This window comes from Flavobacterium sp. KMS (assembly GCF_000813005.1).
In the GTDB taxonomy this organism is placed as follows: Bacteria; Bacteroidota; Bacteroidia; order Flavobacteriales; family Flavobacteriaceae; genus Flavobacterium.
In genome coordinates this window covers 132,792-156,556 of sequence record NZ_JSYP01000009.1, presented here as the reverse complement: position 1 = coordinate 156,556, position 23,765 = coordinate 132,792, and the positions used below count along the sequence as shown (strand labels likewise).

15 protein-coding genes are annotated in these 23,765 nt (G+C 32.5%); 10 read left to right on the top strand and 5 right to left on the bottom strand.

Features of this window, described 5'->3' with window-relative positions:
* The first annotated feature begins 291 nt into the window (after nt 1–291).
* Both OA93_RS24105 and OA93_RS10915 read left to right on the top strand, forming a co-directional pair.
* Entirely contained in the window at nt 292–4,638 is a 4,347-nt protein-coding gene (locus OA93_RS24105; RefSeq protein ID WP_052259429.1) for a GEVED domain-containing protein, read from the top strand.
* A 205-nt stretch (nt 4,639–4,843) separates the two neighbouring features.
* On the top strand, nt 4,844–8,701 hold the full coding sequence (locus OA93_RS10915) for a T9SS sorting signal type C domain-containing protein (RefSeq protein WP_240474722.1): 3,858 nt from the start codon (nt 4,844–4,846) through the stop codon (nt 8,699–8,701).
* A 60-nt stretch (nt 8,702–8,761) separates the two neighbouring features.
* On the opposite strand, the gene bioB is transcribed toward OA93_RS10915, so the two are convergent.
* From bioB to OA93_RS10900, 3 genes are all read right to left on the bottom strand, one after another.
* Nucleotides 8,762–9,847 (bottom strand): biotin synthase BioB, encoded by a 1,086-nt coding sequence (gene bioB / locus OA93_RS10910; RefSeq protein ID WP_039113228.1) that lies wholly within the window; start codon nt 9,845–9,847, stop codon nt 8,762–8,764.
* A gap of 211 nt (nt 9,848–10,058) precedes the next feature.
* The gene (locus tag OA93_RS10905) at nt 10,059–10,496 is read right to left on the bottom strand and encodes a hypothetical protein (RefSeq protein WP_039113227.1); all 438 of its coding nucleotides are present in this window, start codon (nt 10,494–10,496) and stop codon (nt 10,059–10,061) included.
* Nucleotides 10,497–10,612: 116 nt separating this feature from the next.
* Entirely contained in the window at nt 10,613–11,542 is a 930-nt protein-coding gene (locus tag OA93_RS10900) for a bifunctional riboflavin kinase/FAD synthetase (protein ID WP_039113226.1), read from the bottom strand.
* Between the two features lie 193 nt (nt 11,543–11,735).
* Between OA93_RS10900 and OA93_RS10895 the strand changes: the two genes are divergently transcribed.
* Nucleotides 11,736–14,411, top strand: a complete 2,676-nt coding sequence (locus OA93_RS10895; protein ID WP_039113224.1) for a reprolysin-like metallopeptidase — start codon at nt 11,736–11,738, stop codon at nt 14,409–14,411.
* A 14-nt stretch (nt 14,412–14,425) separates the two neighbouring features.
* Here OA93_RS10895 and OA93_RS10890 read toward each other — a convergent pair whose 3' ends face one another.
* Entirely contained in the window at nt 14,426–15,109 is a 684-nt protein-coding gene (locus tag OA93_RS10890; protein WP_039113223.1) for a phosphoribosyltransferase family protein, read from the bottom strand.
* Between the two features lie 98 nt (nt 15,110–15,207).
* Between OA93_RS10890 and OA93_RS10885 the strand changes: the two genes are divergently transcribed.
* From OA93_RS10885 to OA93_RS10865, 5 genes are all read left to right on the top strand, one after another.
* Entirely contained in the window at nt 15,208–16,749 is a 1,542-nt protein-coding gene (locus OA93_RS10885; RefSeq protein ID WP_039113222.1) for a glycine--tRNA ligase, read from the top strand.
* 360 nt (nt 16,750–17,109) lie between these two features.
* Nucleotides 17,110–17,925: a LytTR family DNA-binding domain-containing protein gene (locus OA93_RS10880; RefSeq protein WP_039113221.1), complete on the top strand. Its 816-nt coding sequence runs from the start codon at nt 17,110–17,112 to the stop codon at nt 17,923–17,925.
* Nucleotides 17,926–18,100: 175 nt separating this feature from the next.
* Complete coding sequence (locus OA93_RS10875) at nt 18,101–18,415, top strand: hypothetical protein (protein WP_052250000.1); 315 nt, start codon at nt 18,101–18,103, stop codon at nt 18,413–18,415.
* Between the two features lie 97 nt (nt 18,416–18,512).
* On the top strand, nt 18,513–20,570 hold the full coding sequence (locus OA93_RS10870) for a tetratricopeptide repeat-containing sensor histidine kinase (protein ID WP_039113220.1): 2,058 nt from the start codon (nt 18,513–18,515) through the stop codon (nt 20,568–20,570).
* On the top strand, nt 20,560–21,252 hold the full coding sequence (locus OA93_RS10865) for a response regulator (RefSeq protein WP_039113219.1): 693 nt from the start codon (nt 20,560–20,562) through the stop codon (nt 21,250–21,252). The genes OA93_RS10870 and OA93_RS10865 overlap by 11 nt, the downstream gene beginning before the upstream one ends.
* Before the next feature lie 63 nt (nt 21,253–21,315).
* On the opposite strand, the gene thiL is transcribed toward OA93_RS10865, so the two are convergent.
* Nucleotides 21,316–22,362, bottom strand: a complete 1,047-nt coding sequence (gene thiL, locus OA93_RS10860) for a thiamine-phosphate kinase (protein ID WP_039113218.1) — start codon at nt 22,360–22,362, stop codon at nt 21,316–21,318.
* A 307-nt stretch (nt 22,363–22,669) separates the two neighbouring features.
* On the opposite strand from thiL, the gene OA93_RS10855 reads away from it, so the two are divergent.
* Both OA93_RS10855 and OA93_RS10850 read left to right on the top strand, forming a co-directional pair.
* Nucleotides 22,670–23,149 carry a DinB family protein gene (locus tag OA93_RS10855; protein ID WP_039113217.1) on the top strand — a complete coding sequence of 160 codons (480 nt, stop codon included), beginning with the start codon at nt 22,670–22,672 and terminating at the stop codon, nt 23,147–23,149.
* Nucleotides 23,150–23,232: 83 nt separating this feature from the next.
* The gene (locus OA93_RS10850; protein ID WP_039113216.1) at nt 23,233–23,733 is read left to right on the top strand and encodes a DinB family protein; all 501 of its coding nucleotides are present in this window, start codon (nt 23,233–23,235) and stop codon (nt 23,731–23,733) included.
* Nucleotides 23,734–23,765 lie beyond the last annotated feature (32 nt).

The window sequence follows — 23,765 nt, the reverse complement described above, 5'->3', positions numbered from 1 at the left end:
AAATATTTAATAATCAAGTTATTATGGTTGTTTTGGAATGTGTAAAAAAGTATAAAAGCATTTAATCAAAATCAGTTTATACATAAAAACTTACAATATGTTAAAATTATTTTTTAAAACGACATAAAGTTGAAAATGAAAAAATAATAAATGCTGATTTTCTGCATGTTATTGAAAAAGTATTAAGTAATGAATTGTTAAAATAAAGATTGCAAAAACGCAGAATATCAAATTAATTTTCAAATAAATAATATACCCAAAAAAAACAATTTATAATTCTAAATCCTACTTATGAATAAAAAATTACTATTAAATCTTTTTTTGAAAAGGAAACAACCAACAAGTAAAATTTATTTTGGTTTTCTTTTTCTTTTCTTTTTTAATTTCTCTAATGGCCAAGTTGCAAATTATACTTTTGGGCAAGCATCGGGAACTTATACATCTATTTCTGGACCAAGTGCAAATGTTGTTTTTAGTTCAGGATGGGATGATACTGTTAGCAGTAGTATTGGTTTTCCTTCAGGTTTTAACTTTGTTTTTAATGGAACTTCTTATAGTTCATGCATGGTTAGCACAAATGGATTTATTACGTTTGGTAGCTCAGCACCAAATTCAACTAATTTTACTCCAATTTCAAGTAATGAGGGTTTAGGAGTTATTAGTGCTTTAGGTAGGGATTTGAAAGATAATGGTTCTCCAATAGTCTATAATACAATAGGTGCTGCTCCTAATAGGGTTTTTGTGGTGGAATGGAAAAATGCAAGACGTTATTCAGGAGGTCCTGTTAATGGTGATTTCAATTTTCAAATCAGATTAAACGAATCAACTAATGTAGTACAAATTGTGTATGGAAATTGCACTACTATGAGTAGTACAGATTTACTAGTTCAGGTAGGATTGAGGGGAACAACAAATAACGATTTTAATAATAGACTGGTAGATAATAGCTGGTCAACATCTAATAACTGGTCAACATCGGTGCCCGGACCGAGCAGAAACTCAACATGTAATACAGGCAATTCTACAAGTAAATTACCCGTATCTGGTTTAACCTATACTTGGACTCCAAGTGTATGTAAATTTAGTAATTTTTCAACTGTAAGACCAATTACAAGTGTTGTATTAAGTAATTTGAATAAGACTAGCCTAGCTTCGGGTGCACCAGCTTACGAAGATTTTACAGCTTCAGTTGCTAATATATTTTCAGGACAAGCATACACATTGGTTGTAAAAGGAAATACAGGTGACAAGCAAACAATTAGATATACTGCTTTTATTGATTGGAACAAGGATAACGATTTTAATGACTCAGAAGAATCATACGAGATTGGTTCAATAACAAATTCATCGGGATCAGATGACAATTTAGCATCATTATATTTTACTGTACCAACAGGAGCTACTTTAGGATCTACAAGAATGCGAATTATAGGGCATAGAGATTCTTATAATACCACACCATGTTCATCGATAGGTGGGTACAGTGAAGGGCAAGTAGAAGATTATACTGTAAATATTCAAGCGCCATGTTCTGCTGCGCCATCAGTTCCAGCAATTAATGTTTCAAAAAATCCAGTTTGTACTAGTGAGCCTTTTACTTTGTCAGTAGTTTCGCCAGAAACAAATGGAATTACTTATAAATGGGAAACCTCTCCAAATGGAAATGCTCCATGGGCTAGTGCGCCTACAGCTCCGGTAGATTATTTTAATACAGATTTTTCATCTGGAATTCCTACTGGCTCAGTTGCTTATGGAGATGCTGCAATATCTAGTGGTGAGATGGTATTGACTCCAGCCTCATCATCTAAGAAAGGTGGATATGTTATTACTAAAACACCAGTACCTAATATCAATGCTTTTACAGTACAATTTGATTATAAAATGGCAGGAGGTAATGGAGCAGATGGTATAAGTTTGAGTTATGCGTCTGATATTATTACTACTGATGCTGGACTAGGAGAAGAGGGAGAAGGTAGTGGTATAAGATTAAGATTGGACACGTACGATAATGATGGTATAGGAGTAGGAGGTACAGCTACGGGTTCTCGTATCTATATTAAATATAATAATCAATTAGTTTTTGCAAATGGCATTGATGCATTCTTATTAAGAACGGCTGGAGGTACCGATTATAATACGGTGATGTTATCTGTAGATAATGATGGTTATTTAACCTTGAGAATTAGAAAAAATGGAGGAGCAACAACAACAATAGTCTCAAACCTTTTGTTACAAGGGTATAAATCGGTAAATAAAAGTACTTGGAGATATAAGTTTTCATCACGTACTGGTTTACAATATGATAAGCAAAGTATTGATAACCTAAGTATTAAATATTTAGATTTAGTTAATTCTAATCCTAGTTTGACTACATCGCAAACAGCTCCAACATATTATCGTGCTGTTGCTACCTGTTCAAACGGTGGTTCTGGAACTCCTTCGGCTTCAATTTTAGTTGATGCTTCGCTAAAAATTAGTACGCAGCCAGTTGATTTAACAATTTGCGAAGGTACAAGCGGTTCATTTACAGTAGAGACTTTGGCTTTGGGTTCAACATATCAGTGGCAATATTCACCAGATGGTACAAATTGGACAAATGTAGATACTGCTCAGGAGCCTTATGTGTCTGGATATACGACAAAAACACTAACATTAACAAATGCGCCTGTAGGATGGAATAGTAATAGAGTTAGATGTATAGTAACTAATAGTGGTTGTTCTACAACTTCTAATGTTGTTTTGTTAACAATAAATCCATTACCTACTAAACCAGTTGCAGGAACAATTACGCCAGCAACTTGTGCAGTTCCTACAGGAAGTGTTGTGTTAAACGGGCTTCCAGCAACTGGAACATGGACAATTGTAAGTAATCCTCCTGCAGTAACAAAAACTGATACAGGAATATCTACAACAATTTCAGGACTTGCTCCTGGAGATTATACTTTTACAGTAAAAAGTACAACATCAACTTGTACATCTATAGCATCAGCAAAAATTACGATTCCAGGTTTGGTTACTAATACTTGGAACGGTACAGCATGGTCATGGCTTGGTGGTGCGCCAACAATAGATCAGAATGTTATTTTTACTGGAAACTACAACTCCCCAACATTAAATAATCCTAATGTAGATATAAATAGTTGTACTTGCGAGGTAAATGCAAATGTTGTGATTAAATCAGGTCGTACATTAACAGTTATTAATTCACTTAAAGTTGCTCTTACAGCTAGTTTAAGATTTGAAGATCAAGCAAGTTTGTATCAGAAAAATGATAATGCGATTAATACAGGATCAATTACTTATGAGCGTCTTACTAAAGGCATGAAAGACCAAGATTATGTTTATTGGTCATCTCCTGTAGTTGATCAAAAATTTAGTAAGCTGTCATTAGGAACGAATTCTTATCATGCTTTTAATATTGACACAAATAGTTGGGTATGGACAGCTGATAACATGGAAACTGGTAGAGGTTACATTATTAAATCTCGTAATGTAGGTCCTTTTCCTTATGAGCAAACAATTGTGTTTAATGGATTTCCTAATAATGGTGCTCTTGTTCTCGGTACCCAAACTAAAGCAGATGAATATATTTTGGTAGGAAATCCATACCCTTCGGCATTATCTGCCGATGAGTTCTTGCGAGGTAATAAGGATGTTTTAGACGGGACGTTATATTTCTGGTCACATATTACACCACTTAAATATGATGGATCCAAATGGGACTATGCCTCTAATGATTATGCGACGTATAATTTAAGTGGAGGAGTTGCTGGAGGTTCAGGAGAAGGTACTGCTTCAGGATCTAAAAGTCCTAAACCATTAGGAAATATAGCAGCAGGTCAATCTTTCTTTGTTAATGCTAAAACTGGAGGAGCAAATGTTACTTTCAAGAATAGTATGCGTGTAGCAGGTAAAAATGGTGAGTTTTTTAAGCCAGGTATAAATAATAAAACAACATCTTTAGAAAAAAACCGCGTGTGGTTAAACCTTACTAATAAAGGCGGTGCTTTTAAACAAATGTTGGTAGGTTATATCGAGGGAGCATCAAATGAGTATGAAAGTATTTACGATGGTCTTTCTTATAATATGAATGCTTATATTGATTTTTATAGCATTAATAAAGGTCAACAGTTCGTTATTCAAGGACGAGCATTACCATTTAAGGAAACCGATCTGGTTCCCTTAGGTTATAGTTCAGAAATAGCAGGTAATTTTACTATAGGTATTGATGCTGTAGATGGGGCATTAACAGATCAAGGTATTTATTTAGAGGATAAAGTTATTGGGATGATCCATAATTTACGAGAAACAGATTATACATTTACTACAGCAGCAGGAACATTCAATGACCGTTTTGTGTTGCGATACACCAATAAAACATTAGGTACAGGAGAATTCGAATTAGCAGAAAATGCAGTTTTGGTAGCTGTTGCAAACAAAGAAATTAAAATCAATGCTTTTAGTCAAACTATAGATAAGGTATTTATTTATGATGTATCAGGTAAATTAATTTACAAGAAAGAGAAGGTAGGAAATCCTACATTGACTATCGAAAACTTAAAATCTGCCAATCAGGTTTTAGTGGTAAAAGTTGTCCTGGATAACAAACATATCGAAACCAAGAAGGTGATTTTTTAAATACAGTTTAAGTTAATTTTTAAAAACCATTCCACAAAACGGAATGGTTTTTTTATTTTAAGAAGTTTTTTAGAATTTAATAATGTAGCGTAATATTTACAAAATAATTAAGTTTTAATATTGTGTTTTGTTTTTTAAAGATTAGTTTAGCGATAAATTCCTACTAATTAATCATTTTAGAAATAACTTTTAAAAGAAGATTATCTTGAAAACAAAACAATATTATCTGCTGGTTTTGATAAGTTTTATATTTATTACTATTTGTAATGGGCAACAAGGGAATGTCGATGCTACGTTTAATACCTATGACGATGGGCATTCTGGGGATGGTTTTGATAATATTGTGAGAACAATAGCCTTACAACCAGATGGGAATTTAATTGTTGGTGGAGATTATTTTAATTTTAATGGAACTTCAGCACGTTACTTATGTAGGTTAAAACCAGATGGGAGTATAGACGAGGACTTTAATATAGGTAGTGGATTTAATGGAAAAGTATATGCTTCACTTATACAAAAAGATGAAAAAATAATTATCGGAGGGGCATTTACAACTTATTCGGGAATAACTTCCAATCGGTTGATTCGCTTAAATCCCGATGGGTCTAGAGATAATAGTTTTAATACAAATGGAGCAGGAAGCGGAATCATATATGATATTGCACAACAAACAGATGGTAAGATTATCGTTGTTGGGAGTTTTACCCAATATAATGGAGTTGTAGTAAATAGAGTGGCTCGAATATTAGAAGACGGAAGTTTAGACACGTCATTTTCAACAGGCACAGGATCTTCAAAAAATATTACAAATATTCAAATTCAATCTGATGGAAAAATTATTCTATCTGGGAATTTTACCGCTTTTAACGGAACAGATTTAAATCATATTGTCCGCTTAAATCCTGATGGTACTATCGATACTACTTTTAATATAGGTTCAGGTTTTAACAGCGATGTTGCAGCATTGACATTACAGACAAATGGAAAAATTTTAGTAGGGGGGAAATTTACAAGTTATAATGAAACACCTGCAAATAGAATAATTCGGCTGAATAATGATGGATCTGTAGATTCTGATTTCTTGTCTGGAACAGCATTTAGTAATGATGGTGTTACAGTTATCAAGACAGATGCAGCTAATAATATAATGGTTGGAGGTTCATTTACAGGAAAGTATAATGGTATAACAGTAAATAGATTGGTTTTGTTAAATTCTGACGGAACAATGAATTCTGATTTTGATATTGGTTCAGGACCTGCATCAGCATCAGTACTTGATTTAGCAAATAATACAGATGGTTCTTGGTTTGTTGGCGGTTCATTTGCCGTTTTTGATTCCCAGAATCAAGGAAGATTGGCTAAGATAGATTCAGAAGGAGCATTAGATATAGGATATCTTGCGGCAGGAGTTGGATTTGATAATTCGGTTTCGAAGATAATTTCTTTAGCAGATAATAAATCGATAGCCTTTGGTAATTTTACAAAATTCAATGGAGAATCAATCCTAAGAATCGTAGGATTGCTCGAAGATGGAGCTTTGGATGTTATATTTAATCTAAATGGAATTGGAGCAAATAATGCAATTAAAGCAGCTGTTTTACAATCGGATAATAAAATAGTTTTTGCAGGAGCTTTTACAAATTATAATGGAAAAGTTTGTAACCGAATTACCAGAATTTTGCCAAGTGGTAGTATTGATGAAAGTTTTACAGTGGGAACAGGATTCAATAATCAGGTTTATGCATTGGCAGTACATTTAGATTCCAAAATTATTGTTGGAGGGAATTTCACGAGTTATAATGGAATGTTATCTGTAGGCAGAATTGTAAGATTAAATCTCGACGGAACTATTGATACAGGTTTTGTAACAGGTTCAGGAGCCAATGCAATAATAGAAACATTGTTTGTACAACCAGATGGAAAAATCTTGGTAGGTGGAAGATTTGAGACATTTAATGGACACTTATCTCCAGGTTTAGTTCGTTTAAACTCAAACGGAAGTATAGATACTAGTTTTAACGTAGGTGATGGTTTTGATAAATATGTTTATGCAATTGCATTACAATCTGATGGTAAAATAATCTTAGGAGGTACTTTTTTAACATACAACGGAGTTGCCCAAAAAAGAATTACAAGATTAAATCCCGACGGAAGTTTAGATACTGGTTTTACAATTGGTTCAGGATTTAGTAATGGAGATGTTCGTAGTATTTTGGTTCAAAAGGACAACCGAATTTTGGTTGGAGGAGCATTTTCGGGAACTTATAATGGAGTGGCTTCAATGCGAATGCTTCGATTATTAAAAGACGGTTTATATGACACATCTTTTGCAGTAAACTTAAATAGTACATTATTCAGTATGAGTTTTACACCCGATAATAAACTTCTTATAGGAGGTAATTTTAATTCAGTATCAGGAGAAACAAAACATAGGATTGCACGATTAAAATTATGCACAGATAGTTCTACTTGGGATGGTTCAAACTGGACAAACGGATTACCATCAGAAGGAAAAGAATTAATTTTTCATGATAATTATACTTTTTCAGGACAGGTTAATGCCTGTAATTGTAGTATTGATGCAGGAAAAAAAGTCACGATTTCTAGAGGGAATACTTTAGAATTAAGTTTAAATTATTCAGGATTGGGAACCTTGGTTCTAGAAGATACAGCAGCTTTATATCAATTGGATGATGAGGTGGTAAATACAGGATTTGTTGAGGTAAAAAGAAAGACGACTCCCATCCTAAAACATGATTATACGTATTGGTCATCACCAGTAGAAAGCCAAAACCTATTTGATGTATCGCCAAATACAGCATCCAGCAATTATTTTTCATACAATGCAACCAAAATAGCTTGGAATAAAGAAAATTCATCAACCAATATGATAATTGGTAAAGGCTATATTATAGAAGCTCCTGGAGATTTTTCAAAAAGTATTGCAACAGTTTACGAAGCTGTTTTTAAAGGAATACCGACTAATGGTAAAATTTCGGTTTTATTAGATAATCAAAATGGTTATGATTTAATAGGCAATCCATACCCTTCGGCGATAGATGCAGATGTTTTTATATCAAAAAACAGAGAGAATGTAGACGGAACGCTTTATTTCTGGACACATAATACCCCACTTATTAATAATGATTATAATTCTGATGATTATGCAGTGTATAATTTATTAGGAGGAGTTGCGACAAGACCCGCTTTGTCATCTGGAATTAATGAAACGGAACCCAACGGGATTATTGCTTCCGGACAAGCATTTTTCTTAGGTAGTAAAGGAACAGGAGAAGTTAATTTTGATAATAGTATGCGAATAATTGGTAGTAATTCAAAATTTTTTAAACCGAGTAAAGTTCAAAAACAAAATAGAGAAAGTTCAGTCGAAAGACACCGTATTTGGTTGAATCTAACGAATAAAGAAGGAGCTTTTAAACAAATTTTATTAGGATATATAAAAGGAGCAACCAATTCGTATGACTCTTTTTTTGATGGAGAAAATTTTAACGGAAACAAATTTGTGAATTTTTATAGTATCAAAGAAGATAAAAAATTAGTAATCCAGAGTAAAGGATTGCCATTTGATGAAGCTGATTCTGTACCGTTAGGTTATAGTTCAGAAATAGCAGGGAAATTTACTATAGGCATCGATAAGTCCGATGGTTTATTGGCAAACCAAATGGTCTATTTAGAAGATAAATTAACCAATGAGATCCACGATTTGTATAAAACAGATTATACTTTTTCTACAGAAGTTGGAACTTTTAATGATCGTTTTGCATTGCGATATACTAATGAAACATTGAAATCTGGAGAGTTTGAAACAATAGAAAATACAATTTTTGTTTCGGTTGTAAACAAAGAGATTAGAATTAATGCTTTTAACGAAATTATCGATAAGGTATTTGTTTATGATGTATCGGGTAAGAAAATTTACGAAAAGAATAAAGTAAATTCAAATCAGTTAGAAATAGCAAAAATTAATGTCGCATCACAAATGGTAGTAGTTAAGATACTATTGCAAAATAAAACTACAGTTGTAAAAAAGATAATGCTTTAGCAAAGGAAGAAATCCCTATTAAAACTAATTAATAGGGATTTTTATATGTCTAAATTCAGATTATTTTGCTTTAACCGAAGCTTCTAAGTTTCTTTCGATAGAGTGTCCAGGTCTTGACCATTTTGGTTTTTCACCAAGAGGTGCAAATTGAGAATCTTCTGCTTCTACAGTTTCTGGTTGAGAAACTTTAGTAAAAGGCTTTTGAGGAATCAAACCTAATAAATCAAACATTTTCATGTCTTCGTGTACATCCGGATTTGGAGTAGTAAGTAATTTATCGCCGGCAAAGATAGAATTTGCTCCGGCAAAAAAGCACATTGCCTGACCTTCGCGACTCATATTAGTTCTTCCTGCCGATAAACGTACTTGAGTTTCTGGCATTATGATTCTGGTTGTTGCAACCATTCGTATCATTTCCCAAATTTCTACTGGTTTCTCTTCTTCCATAGGAGTTCCTTCTACAGCAACCAATGCATTAATTGGCACCGATTCAGGTTGAGGATTCAAAGTAGAAAGAGCAACTAACATTCCAGCACGGTCTTCGATACTTTCTCCCATTCCTATAATTCCTCCGCTACAAACAGTAACATTGGTTTTACGAACATTCTCTATAGTTTGCAAACGATCTTCAAAACCACGAGTTGATATAACTTCTTTATAATATTCCTCAGATGTATCTAAGTTATGGTTGTAAGCATATAAACCAGCTTCGGCCAAACGTTGCGCTTGGTTTTCGGTAATCATACCAAGAGTACAACATACTTCCATGTCTAGTTTATTAATGGTACGTACCATTTCCAGAACCTGGTCAAACTCTGGTCCGTCCTTTACATTTCTCCAGGCAGCTCCCATGCATACACGAGATGAACCACTAGATTTTGCTCGTAAAGCTTGAGCTTTTACCTGACTAACTGACATTAAATCATTTCCTTCTACTCCAGTATGGTAACGAGCAGCTTGAGGACAATAGCCACAATCTTCAGGGCAACCACCTGTTTTAATAGATAACAAAGTAGATACCTGAACTACATTTGGGTCATGATTTACTCTGTGAATTGATGCTGCTTCATAAAGCAAATCCATCATTGGTTTATTATAGATAGCGATAATCTCGTCTTTCGTCCAATTGTGTTTTGTACTGTTCATCTATGCGATTTTTTGATGCTCAAAAGTAATTAAATTGTTCTAATGAATCAATGCAGTATTTTAATTTCAGTCTATTAAAAGTTTTTGCGGTTGTATTTTAAGACACAATTTACGAATGTAGGTACGTAAAGACATCCAAAAAACAGTAATTTATCCTTTTGGAATTCTCAGATTTATTAAAAAAATAATTTAAAAAAAGTGCTAAAACAAATTAGTCAGCAGCATATTTATTGTTCCAATACAACATTAATAGCATGGTTACAACCACTGATGAAGCGATACCTTCAAACAATAAACAAATACAGTAGGTTGGAACAGATGGGTTACCACCAAACATAAAAGTAGCAGATAAGGTTTTTACATACGCATCTCCACCGCGAGCATAACTGTAAATAAGTAATCCGAGAATACTAAGTGCAACTCCAATTACAGATGTTGTCATGGCCGAAACAGCATTAGAAACAGCATTGGTTTCGCCTTCAGCAAGATTCATTTTTATAGTTCTGTTTACCCCATAAACAACAAAAGCTACGTTCAGTGCACGTAAGTAAAGTATATGAGAAAGACCTAAAACATTCATTAATAAAAAATAAACACCAATACCTAGGAATATAAGAATCCCATTGTATAATTCTTTTGAAAGTTTCATAACGATTATTTTTAAGAAGTTAATAGTATTTGGTTGATATACAGTATAATGCTTATCAAATTTACTAAAAAAATCACTACGTTATCATTATGAATGGCACAAATAAATTAAAGGAATTATAATTTATTTGTGAAGGCTATAGTTGTTTCTTTGTCTTTTTTTAATTGTTCTTTTAAAAGGTCGAAAGAGCCAAATTTTTGTTCCTCACGAACATATTGCAATAAAGAAACGGAAATTTCTAAATCGTAAATATCTTCATCAAAATCTAAGAAATGAATTTCGATAGACTGAGCCTGACCACCCACAGTTGGGTTAAAGCCAATATTCATCATACCATAAACCACTTTTTTATTGATGATAGATTTTACAATATAGACTCCATTTTTAGGAATTAATTTGTATTCTTCCTCAATTTTTAGGTTAGCAGTAGGAAAACCAATAGTTCTGCCTAATTGTTTTCCTTTTACAACAGTACCAGTTAGGAAATAATCATAACCTAAATATTCATTGGCAAGATTCATATCGCCATCGGTTAATGCTTTTCTTATTTTGGTAGAACTTACAGATACATCTTTTATTTCTTGTGCCGAAATTTGCTCTACTTCAAAACCATATTGCTCCCCAAATGCAATTAAATCATTAATATCAGCGGTTCTGTTTCTTCCAAAACGATGATCGTGACCAATGATTATTTTCTGGATATGAAACTGATTTACCAAAATTGAACTCACAAAATCCTCGGCAGTTAATCTAGAAAAACTTTCGTTAAAAGGATGAATGACAAGGTTTTCTATGCCTGTGTTTTCTAGGAGTTTTGTTTTTTCGGCAATTGTATTCAGTAATTTTATTTCTGATTTTTCCTGTAATACCATTCTAGGATGAGGGAAAAAGGTAAGAACCAAACTCTCATATTTTCCGTCCTGAGTATTTTGGGTAATCTTTTCAAGTATTTTTTTATGACCAATATGTACACCATCAAAGGTGCCAAGAGTTAGTATTGTTTTCTTGGTAGATCGAAAATCGGTTATAGAATGAAAGAGCTTCAAAGCAAATAGTTTAAGATGTTGCAAATTTATACTATCTATTTTAAATCTAATAGTAAGGAGAATTGATTTTTTATAAAGTTGGGGATGATTTTGCTAAAAAAGCTTTATTTGACGATTTTATATAATTACTTGACGATTAAATCTTTTTATTCACATTAATTGAATTAATTTTGAACTTTAAATATTTCTCAACATGAAAAAAACTATACTTCTTTTATTAATTATCTTTAGTTCTGTCCAAATTCAGGCACAAAGTAACGAAATGTGGAAAAAAGTTAGTCAAAGTACCACTTCGATTACCGAGAGAGGAAATGTAAAGTCAGACGATAGAGAAAAGATTGTTTATAAACTAAACGAAGTTTTTTTGAAAGAAAAACTCGCTAGTGCACAACTTAAAACTGATAAAAGAACTACAGCCGAAATTACGATTCCTAATATGGATGGTGCTTTCGAAAAATATACTGTTTGGGAATCTTCTAATTTTGATCCTCAATTACAAGCAAAATACCCAGATATTAGAGCTTACGAAGGAATAAGTAGTAAAGATAAAACAGCAAAAATTCATTTTAGTGTTTCTCCAGAAGGAATCCAGACGATGGTTTTAAGAGCTGATAATGCTTCTGAATTTATCGAACCAATTACAGAAAATAGTGGAGAATATACCCTGTTTACTGCTAAAAGCAGAGATAAAGGAAGTTTGCCATTAACATGTAAGACAAAAGATATTGTATTAAATAAAGAATTAAAAGCCAAGACAGCTAAAATAGCAGCAAACAATAAAGTATTTAAAACTCTACGATTGGCATTGTCTTGTACAGGCGAATATGCGGCTTATTTTGGAGGTACAAAAGCTAACGCATTAGCAGCAATGAATGCTACGATGACAAGAGTTAATGGTGTTTTTAATAAAGACTTGGCTTTAAGATTAATCATAATAGCCAATAATGAAGCTGTTATTTATACAAATGCAGCGACAGACCCTTATTCTGATGCAGCCACAGGAGCTAAAGGAGCTTGGAATCAAGAAGTTCAAACTACTTTAACAAATGTTATTGGCGAAAATGCGTATGATATTGGTCATTTATTTGGAGCATCAGGAGGTGGCGGAGATGCGGGTTGTATTGGTTGCGTATGTGTAGATAATTCTAAAGGAAGTGGGTTTACATCTCCATCTGATAGAAAACCGCAAGGAGATACTTTTGATATTGATTTTGTGTCACATGAATTTGGGCATCAATTAGGAGCAACCCATACTTTTTCTTATGCTATAGAAGGAGCAGGCGTAAATGTAGAACCAGGAAGTGGTTCTACAATCATGGGATATGCAGGAGTTATACCCGAGGATCAGTATAATATACAAGACCACTCCGATGATTATTTTACGTATGCTAGTATTTTACAAATTCAAGAAAATCTAGCGACAAAAACATGCCCGGTTAGTACACCTTTAGTAAATAACCCTCCAGTGATTAATGCGGGTGCCAATTACAGCATTCCGGTTAGTACTGCTTTTGTTTTAAAAGGGACGGGGTCTGGTAATGGTGCAGATTCGATTACTTATTGCTGGGAAGAAAACGATTCGGCAACATCAACATCAGGAGGTGCTAGCGTTGCTACCCCAAATAAATCAGATGGGCCATTGTTTAGATCATTTCCGCCTTCGAGTTCACCTATACGTTATATGCCAAATTTAGACCTTGTTCTTTCAGGTAAAGTAACGAGTACTTGGGAGTCGGCTCCGTCAATCTCCAGAACTTTACATTTTACATTAACAGGTCGTGATAATGCTGCTGCGGGAACTGCACAAACCAATACAGCTGCAATGATTGTAAATGTAATAAAAGATATTGGGCCATTTACAGTAACATCACAAAGCACAAATGATATTGGGTGGCTTCATGGAACGAGTCAGATTATTACTTGGGATGTAAAAAGCACGAATACTTTGCCAGGATCTGCCAATGTAAATATAAAACTTTCTACAGATGGAGGTTTAACCTTTCCGATTGTCTTGGCTGCAAATACACCTAATGATGGTTCTCAAACAGTGGATGTTCCAGAGGATGTAACAGCAACAAATTGCAGAATTTTAATTGAACCTACAGCCAATATTTATTATGCAGTAAACAGTAGATCATTTGCAATTGGATATAAAGTTGATGCAACATGTACTTCGTATCCACTTGGAGCAGCTTTTGCAATACCTAATGCATTAGCATATACAACAAGAAATATAAATGTTCCAGCCGATGCAGGGATAGTTTCAGATGTAAATGTTTCCGTAGGATTGACACATACAAGATTGTCAGATGTAGAGATGCAACTAGTAAATCCTCAAGGAGCAATTGTACGATTGTTTAATAGAAATTGTGGAGATGTAAACGCCAGTTTGTTATTAAAGTATGATGATTGGGGAACAGCTTTAGATTGCTCAATACCTACTTTACAAACTGTAACTCCTACTGATTTGCTTAACAGTTTTAATAATAAAGATGCTGCAGGAACTTGGGCATTCAAGGTAAGAGATGCTTACGTAGGGAGAGATGGTACAATAGATTCAGGCTCAATTGAGATTTGTACAAAAAAATACACTTTGCAAACAGAAGTTATTGTTATGCCAAAGGAGCTTATAGCTTATCCTAATCCTACTAAAGGAGATCTTGAAATTGCTTTTAGATGTGAATCAACAGATGGAGTTAGAGTCTTTATATACAATGATGCGGGTAAAGAAGTTTACCGTAATACATTTGAAAGTATGGCAAATTTCAAGCAAAAAATTATACTGAATAATCGTTTAGATACAGGGATTTATTTCTTGGTTGTATATGATGGAGATAGAAAAACAGTAAAAAAGATTGGTTTCGAATAAATACTAAAGCTAATTTAAGAGTGTGCCATTGCCATGCAAACAATGCTGATTTTGGCACCTGGAATTTTTAGTAATGCACGAGAACAAGCCTCAAGTGTTGCTCCAGTTGTGATTACATCATCGATAAGTAAAAAATGCTTATCGTGTTTGTCTTCGGTAAACGAGACATCAAATATTTCTTTAAGACCTTCTGATCTTCCTAAAAGATTCTTTTTAGATTGGGTTTTAGAGTATCTGGTTCTAATCAACAAAGTATCGTTGTAATCTATTTGTAAACCTTGAGAAAGAGCGCGGCCAAATGTAGTTACTTGGTTGTAGCCTCTTTCATGAAATTTCTTTCGATGCAAAGGAACTGGAATAATCATATCAAAAGGTACATCTAGTACTAATTCTTTTAAATCCTCGACATGCCATTGGCCAAGCATAGTGCCAATATTTTCGTGCCCTTTGTATTTTAAGTTATGAATGAGTTCCTGCACAATTCCTTTTTTATTAAAATAAAGAAAAGCAGAAACATGTTCGACTTCAATTTTTCCATAAAATTTCTTAAAAGCTTCGTTTTTTGGATTTAAATAATATTGGGTTAGAGGCATTTCATGTCTGCAAATGGTACAAATTATGGTTTCATTTGCCATTAAAAAAGAGTGACATCCAGCACACGCTTTTGGGAAAAACAGGTTAATAATGTAATTAAACACAAATAGAAAGAATTTAGTTACAAAAATAAAGAAATTCAGGCTTCAATCTTTGCAATTTTTCTTTTTTTTACAAGGACTTTTTATATTTTTGCATTACTATGGCAAAACAAGACGATTTATTTAAGAATGTAGTTTCGCACGCAAAAGAGTACGGATTTATTTTTCCGTCGAGCGAAATATACGATGGTTTAAGTGCAGTATATGATTACGCGCAAAACGGAGTAGAGTTAAAGAAAAACATCCGTGAATATTGGTGGAAATCAATGGTTCAGATGAATGAGAATATTGTAGGCTTAGATGCCGCAATATTAATGCATCCAACAACCTGGAAAGCTTCAGGCCACGTTGATGCCTTTAATGATCCGTTAATTGATAATAAAGATTCTAAAAAAAGATATAGAGCTGACGTTCTAGTAGAAGATTATGCTGAAAAGCTAAATCTAAAAGCTAAAAAAGAAATCGAAAAAGCGAGTGCTCGTTTTGGAGATGCTTTCAACGAACAGGAATTTGTAACAACAAATGCCAGAGTAATTGAATATTTAGCTAAAGAAAAAGAAATCAGAGAACGTTTAGGACGCTCTTTAGGTAATGGAGATTTAGAAGATGTTAAAGCTTTAATCGAAGAACTAGAAATTGCAGATCCAGAAACTGGATCTAGAAACTGGACAGATGTAAAGCAATTCAACTTAATGTTTGGTACTAAGTTAGGAGCATCTGCAGAGTCTGCAATGGACTTGTATTTACGTCCAGAAACAGCTCAGGGTATCTTTGTGAATTTCTTGAATGTACAAAAATCAGGAAGAATGAAAGTTCCTTTTGGAATTGCACAAACAGGAAAAGCGTTTAGAAATGAAATCGTTGCAAGACAATTTATTTTCCGTATGCGTGAATTCGAACAAATGGAAATGCAATTTTTTGTACGTCCAGGAGATGAAATGCAATGGTACGAGCACTGGAAAACGACACGTTTAAACTGGCATTTATCTTTAGGTTTAGGAAAAGAAAATTACCGTTTTCATGATCACGAAAAATTAGCACATTATGCTAATGCAGCTGCGGATATCGAGTTTAATTTCCCTTTTGGATTTAAAGAATTAGAAGGAATTCACTCGCGTACAGATTTTGACTTAAAAGCGCATGAAGAATTCTCTGGTAGAAAACTACAGTATTTTGATGCTGAATTAAATCAAAATTATGTTCCTTATGTGGTAGAAACTTCAGTAGGATTAGATAGAATGTTCTTGGCAGTTTTTGCAACTTCATTAAAAGAAGAAACATTAGAAGATGGTTCTACAAGAACAGTCTTGAAACTACCAGCAGTTTTAGCACCTACAAAAGCAGCAGTTTTACCATTGGTAAAGAAAGATGGCTTGCCTGAAATTTCTAAAAAAATCATCGAAGATTTAAAATGGGATTTCAATGTTTCTTATGATGAAAAAGATGCAGTAGGAAGACGTTATAGAAGACAAGATGCATTAGGAACTCCTTTTTGTATTACAGTTGATCACCAAACTATCGAGGATCAAACAGTTACAATCCGTCATAGAGATACAATGAAACAAGATCGTGTAGCTATTGCCGATTTAAGATCAATTATCGAAAATGAAGTTTCGATGAAAAATTGGTTAATGAAAATGTAAAATAAGAATCGATTATTAGTATAATCGATAATTAAAAATAAGAAAAAAGCTTCTCATTTGAGAAGCTTTTTTTGTTTAGAAAAGGTATGTTTTAAACATGCAAAAAATAGAGATAATATATTAAAGAAGACTTTATTTTGTGCATTTCATCGGATATATTTGCACTTCGTCTTAATGTGTTAACATTTGTTTAAAATATATTAACAATAAAATCTTTAAAAAAAGGAAATATGTAAATTTAATTGCTTTATTAAAGCTAAAAATAAGATTTTATTGTTGAAATTCCAATGAAGGAGATAAATTTGCATATAATTATCAGTTCGGTTCTTGTAAAATAATACCACTAAATCTACAAAAGCATTGAAAAATTATTCATACATTATTATTGATGATAATCAAGAAAGTGTTCTAAAAACCAAGGAATTAGCAGATGGTTTTTCAGAGCTAATTTTTGTTGCTATTGCAAATACATATCAGCAAGGATTAAATTTAGTTTTAGAGCATAATCCAAATATTATATTTCTTGAGATAGATCCAAATGATAATACAAGCAATCTTTCGTTATCATTTATAAATGAGCTTTATCATTATTTGCGGATAGTTCCTAAAGTTATTATTACAACCACCAAAAAAGATTTTGCTTTTGATGCGATTAAGTATGGCGTAATGGATTATTTGCTAAAACCACTTAAACGGGCAGATTTACTCAAAACGATTTTAAAACTAGATTGGCCTAGTTATGAGGTAAATTTAATTAGCAATCAAACCGTTCAGGATTTTAAAACCTCGCTTAAAGGAGATGCTATCGAGGTACAAAAAATAAATCAATCTTTAGTGTTATGTGTCAAATCGTATGGAGATTATCGATACATTCAAGCTAAAGATATTACCTATATTCAGGCAGATAATAATTCGACAGATATTTATTTGAATACTGGAGAAATGATAACAGCTTTTAAAACATTAAAATATTTTGAAGCTATTTTATTACACCCATTTATACGCATACACAACAGTTATATCATCAACAGAAACCATATTGCGAGGATACATACTGGGAACTCAGTTTGTTACATAAAAAACTCTACAAAAAAACTACCATTTTCTAAGACTTATAAAAGAAATGTAGAGATAATAATTGCCGAGTTTGCTAACGGAAACTATATAGAGGTCTAGCAACTAAGTATTTACACGTATTTGACCTACGTACACTACCATTTGGCAGCATTCCACCATATATGCCTTTTTACAGAGTTGAAAAGGGGATTACAGTACTAATTTTACACCATGATTTAGCAATAAGCGATCATTTAAAACGTAAAAAAATACTAACAATAAAAATCCCCAGATTATGAAAACTTCAATCACAACAATCGCATTATTTTCTTTAGCATTAGTAGCAACATCTTTTACTACTCCAGAAACAACTAAAAACATTTCATTAAATGCAAAAAGTGAGATAATACCACCTATTGATGGCGGTGGATCAGCAGGAGGAGGAAGAAAACAAGATGTTTACATCGATTTATCTATTGATGGTGGTGGATCAGCAGGAGGAGGTAGAAAACAAGATAATGGTTATATGTTAGATTTGTCAGCAACTAACAGTTATAGACAGCCTATTGATGGTGGTGGATCAGCAGGAGGAGGAAGAAAACAAGACTAGAACAAAGAGTTTATATGTAAAAAAAGGCTGTCAATTTTTTGACAGCCTTTTTTTGTGTCTATAGTTTTAGTATTTTTGATAAAAGCCAAATGTACTATTGAAAAAAATCTACCCTATATTATTGTTATTAGTTTTTGTTTTTTTTGGCTGTACCAAGAAAAGCATTGTCGACAACAATGTGACTTCTTCTGTAGATAGTTTGTCTCTTTATTTGTCATTGGCAAATGATATCAACGTGTCATTTAAGTCCAAACAAGAGTATAATAAAAAAGCATTCGATATAATTATCAATCAAAAAGATGATTCGGTTAATAGAGTAAATTTATTTAAAGTAGCCAATCGGTATTACAATATGAATGATTGGAATGCCTATCGGGAAACAACAAAACTCATACTAGAACGATCAAAAAATAACCTTGATACGGTTAGTATGGCTAAGGCCTATGCTTATTTAGGAGATTACTATAGTTTTAAAACAGTTCCTGATAGTGCTTTTAGGAACTACTATAAAGCAGAGAAATTGTATATCCGGATTAATGATGACTATAATCTTGCCAGAACTTTTTTGAGTAAGGCAACTCTACAATATAACATAAGCGATTTTTTTGAGAGTGAAATAATGGTTTTTAAAGCCTTGCGGCTTTTGAAGCGTCAGAAAAAAGTAAGTTATTTATTGCATGAATCCTATAATCTTTTAGGGATTTTATACAAGGAGCGAGAAGAATATGATAAGGCTTTGGAATTTAATAATAAGGCCTTAGTTATTCTTGAAGATAAATCAATCCCATTAGATCTTCAGCTAAAAGCTACTTCGCTAAATAATATTGGCTTTGTTTATTTAAGTATGAATGATTATAAAAAAGCAAAAATATATTTTCAAAAAGGATTAGAACAAAAAAACTTATTTAAGGAAAAACTTATATTATATGCTATGTTATATGATAATTTGGCTTATTCTAAATTTAAGTTGCATGAGTCTGAAGGACTTCCAGATCTATTTTATAAATCTTTGAAAATTAGAGATAGTCTAGATCTTAAGTCAGGGGTCATATCTAGTAAAATACATTTATCTGAGTATTTTGCTTATAAAAAAGATACTTCAAAAGCAATGCAATATTGTAAAGATGCACTTAAGTTATCCCGAAATTCGAATAGATTAAGAAATACACTTGAGGCACTTAAGCAAATGGCTCTTGTAGATCCAACAAATGCATCGGTTTATTCGAAAGAATATATACAGATAAATGAAAAAGCACAAAAAGCAGAAAGAAAGATGGGAGAAAAATTTTCCCGAATAGAATATGAAACGAATGAAATAAAAGATGAAAATACGAGTTTAAATGTTCAGAACCGAACATTGATATATGTTTTTAGTATCTGTGGTTTATTAGGACTCTTTTTTTATGTTTATTTGGCACAAAAAGCCAAAAATAGAGAGCTGCTTTTTAAACAGCAGCAGCAGATAGCCAATGAAGATATTTATAACCTGATGATTTCGCAACAAAATACAATTGAAGCTATTCGAATTAAAGAGAAGAAAAAGGTAGCCCAAGATTTACATGATGGTGTTTTAGGGCGAATGTTTGGGGTTAGGATAAGCCTAGACAGCTTAGATAAAGTAGATGATGCAGCAGCAGCTGTAAAGCGCAAAAAATATTTATCAGATTTAAAAGAAATTGAGCAAGATATTCGGGAAATTTCGCATGATTTAAATAAAGAGAAATCAGAATTGATTAATAATTTTGTAATGATTCTTGATAAGTTATTGGAAAATCAAAGAGTTACTTTTAAATCAAAATTAATCTCGAGTATTGATTCAAGTATAAGATGGGATTTGGTAAGTAACTCCATTAAAATAAATCTGTACAGAATTATTCAGGAAGCATTGCAAAATTGTAATAAATATGCACAAGCAGAAACAATAAAAATAGAGCTTAAAAATGAAGTAAATCATTTGGCGTTGTTGATAAGTGATGATGGAGTAGGATTTAATGTAAATAGAACCAAAAAAGGAATTGGTTTGCAAAATATTTTCTATCGAGTAAAAGAATGCGATGGAACCGTTGATATAAAATCTAATAAAGCAGATGGAACAGTTATAGTAATTAAAATTCCAATTGATCAAAAAATAAACCTTCAGCATAATGACAACTGATAAACCTCCAGTAGAAATAATTAAGAATAACATATTTATAGTAGATGATCATCCTTTTATAATTGAAGGGTACAAAAATGCGATTACGAGATATAATCCTAAAGAATATGAATTTTTAATTACTCAGGCCAAAGATTGTAAATCGGGTTACGAGGTAATTATGGATCCTGCAACAACAAGTTTTGATATTGCATTTCTAGACATTAGTATGCCTGCTTATGAAGAAATGGAAATATATTCGGGAGAAGATTTAGCAAAGCTGATTATGGAACATATGCCAAATTGTAAAATAATTTTGCTAACAATGTATACCGAATTACTAAAGATAAAAACAATCATTAGAACAATTAATCCTAGAGGATTAATCATAAAAAATGATTTAACATTTGATGAGTTGTTATTTGCTTTTGATAAAGTGATGAAAAAAAAGACTTACTACAGCCAGTCGGTTGTTGAAATGTTAGAAAAATCACCAAAAGACTCCATCGAAATTGATCAGATTGACGAACAAATTCTGTTTCATTTATCCAAAGGAACTAAAACAGACGAAATGCCACATTACATTCCTATTTCTTTGAAAGCGACAATAAGAAGAATAGAAAATTTAAAAGAATTGTTAAAAGTAACTGACGGTACAGATGATGATTTAGTACACGAAGCCAGGAACAAAGGACTTTTATAAACAGCGCTTCTATAAAATAAAAAAAGACATCTGATAAGATGTCTTTTTTATGGATATATGTAATTATTCGCTTAAAGCATCCCATCCGCGGGCTTTTAAAGCAATTTTTGTATTAGCACGAGTTACTAAATGAATCCCTTCGCTTTCTTGCGTCATATGACCAATAATTGAGAAGTTTGGATTTGCTTTTATCTTTTCAAAATCTTCCATTGCAATAGTAAAAAGTAATTCGTAATCTTCTCCACCATTAATTGCTACAGTTGTACTATCGATATTAAATTCTTCGCAAACATTTATAAATTGAGGATCTAGCGGTAATTTATCTTCATATAAGTTACAACCTACTTTAGATTGTTTGCACAAATGAATAATCTCCGATGATAATCCGTCTGAAATATCAATCATAGATGTTGGTTTAATCTCCAAGGCATGTAACAAAGTACGAACGTCTTTGCGAGCTTCAGGTTTTAATTGGCGTTCTATTAAATAAGTATAGGCATCTAAATCAGGTTGCGAATTAGGATTTACCTGAAAAACTTGTTTCTCTCTTTCTAAAACCTGTAATCCCATATATGCGGCTCCAATATCGCCAGTTACAACCAATAAATCAGTTTGTTTAGCGCCATTACGATATACGATTTCATTTTCATCGGCTTCACCAATAGCAGTAATACTAATGATTAATCCTTTTTGGGATGAAGTAGTATCACCACCAATTACATCTACATTATATTCTTTGGCAGCATGCGTGATTCCTGCAAATAATTCTTCTAGAGCTTCTAATGGAAAACGATTAGAAACAGCTACAGAAACAGTTATTTGTGTTGGTTTAGCATTCATGGCACAAATGTCTGAAATGTTTACCACCACAGCTTTGTAACCTAAATGTTTTAAAGGCATATAAGCCAAATCAAAATGCACACCTTCGATTAATAAATCGGTAGAAACGACTACTTTTTTGTCTTTAAAATCTAATACAGCAGCATCATCGCCAATACTTTTTAAAGTAGATTCTTGTGTAACATCAAAGTTTCGTGTTAAGTGCTCAATTAGTCCAAATTCGCCTAATTGCGCTATGCTGGTACGTTGTGGGTTTTTATCTTCAATCATTTTGTTACGGTACTAAATTTCTTAGGTGCAAAGGTACAAAGATGCAAAGGTTTTGACTAATTAAAAAGAAGGCCATTTACTAGAGGTATTTGTTTTAAGTAAAATTTGTTTAGCCTTTTGTGTTTTTATGTCAATATAAAGATTTTTTAAAGAAAAATTATACATAAATTTTTTATTTATATGTTTGATTATTAGTTGTTTATGTTTTATTTTTGAAATAATTTTAAAAAATAAAATCACTACTGACAAACTGTTGTCACCGACTCGATTTACTTTTGAAGTAATAAAAAATCAAAACTTTAAAATTATGAAAACACTAGCAGCACAAGTTATTACTCCAGAAGATTTATTAAAACATTGGCAAGGTCATCGCGCATTGACACGTCATGTAATTGAAGCTTTTCCTGAAAAAGATTTCTTTGAATTTTCTATTGGCGGAATGCGTCCTTTTTCAAAATTGACAGATGAACTTTTGGCGATTGCGGCACCAGCCTTAAAAAGTATCGTAAATCGAGACAGTCAGCCTTTTAAAGAAGGAGAAGAGAAATTAATTTTTAAAGCGCAATACCTTGAAAAATGGGATGAATCTACCGATGAGATTAATAAATATTGGGAGCAATTAAAGATAGAAGATTTTAGTGAAAATTTTAATTTGTTTGGACAATATGAATTTCCGATCGTTCAGAATATCTTATATTTTATCGATAATGAAGTGCACCACCGCGGACAAGGGTATGTTTATCTAAGAGCATTAGGTATTGAGCCTCCTTTTTTCTGGGAAAGATAATTAGAATTAAATAATCCTTTCAATCATCAATCAAATTATATTTTCAAATCAATTCTTATTCAGAAAAACTAAAATAAATTATCATGAGCTTAAAAAAAATAATGACAAATTATGCAGACTATAATTTATGGGTAAATCAGCAATTTGTTAATTGGCTTTCTGTAAAATCAGACGAACTGCTTCATAAAGAAGTAGCTTCGAGTTATTCTAGTATTATTAAAACACTCAATCATATTTGGGCAACCGAAGAATATTGGTATTCGATAATAGCAGAGACTTCTGAATTTGATAAAAGAGAAAACACAGAATTGATAACTAAGGAAATATTTGAAGGATTAGTAAATAGATCAGCTCGTTTGTCTGAATATATCAAATCACTTTCAGAAGAAGAATTATCCAGAAAAATTAAAATTGAAAGTCCTTGGTTTCAATGTGAGTTGCCAATATGTGATTATTTATTGCAGGTTGTAAACCATGGTACGTATCATCGAGGGCAGATAGTTACAATTGGTCGTAATATTGGTATTACAGATGCATCAAATACAGATTATAATTTTTATAATGTTGTTCATGCTCAGCAATAAAAATTACGAATATTTGATATAGAAAAAACTCC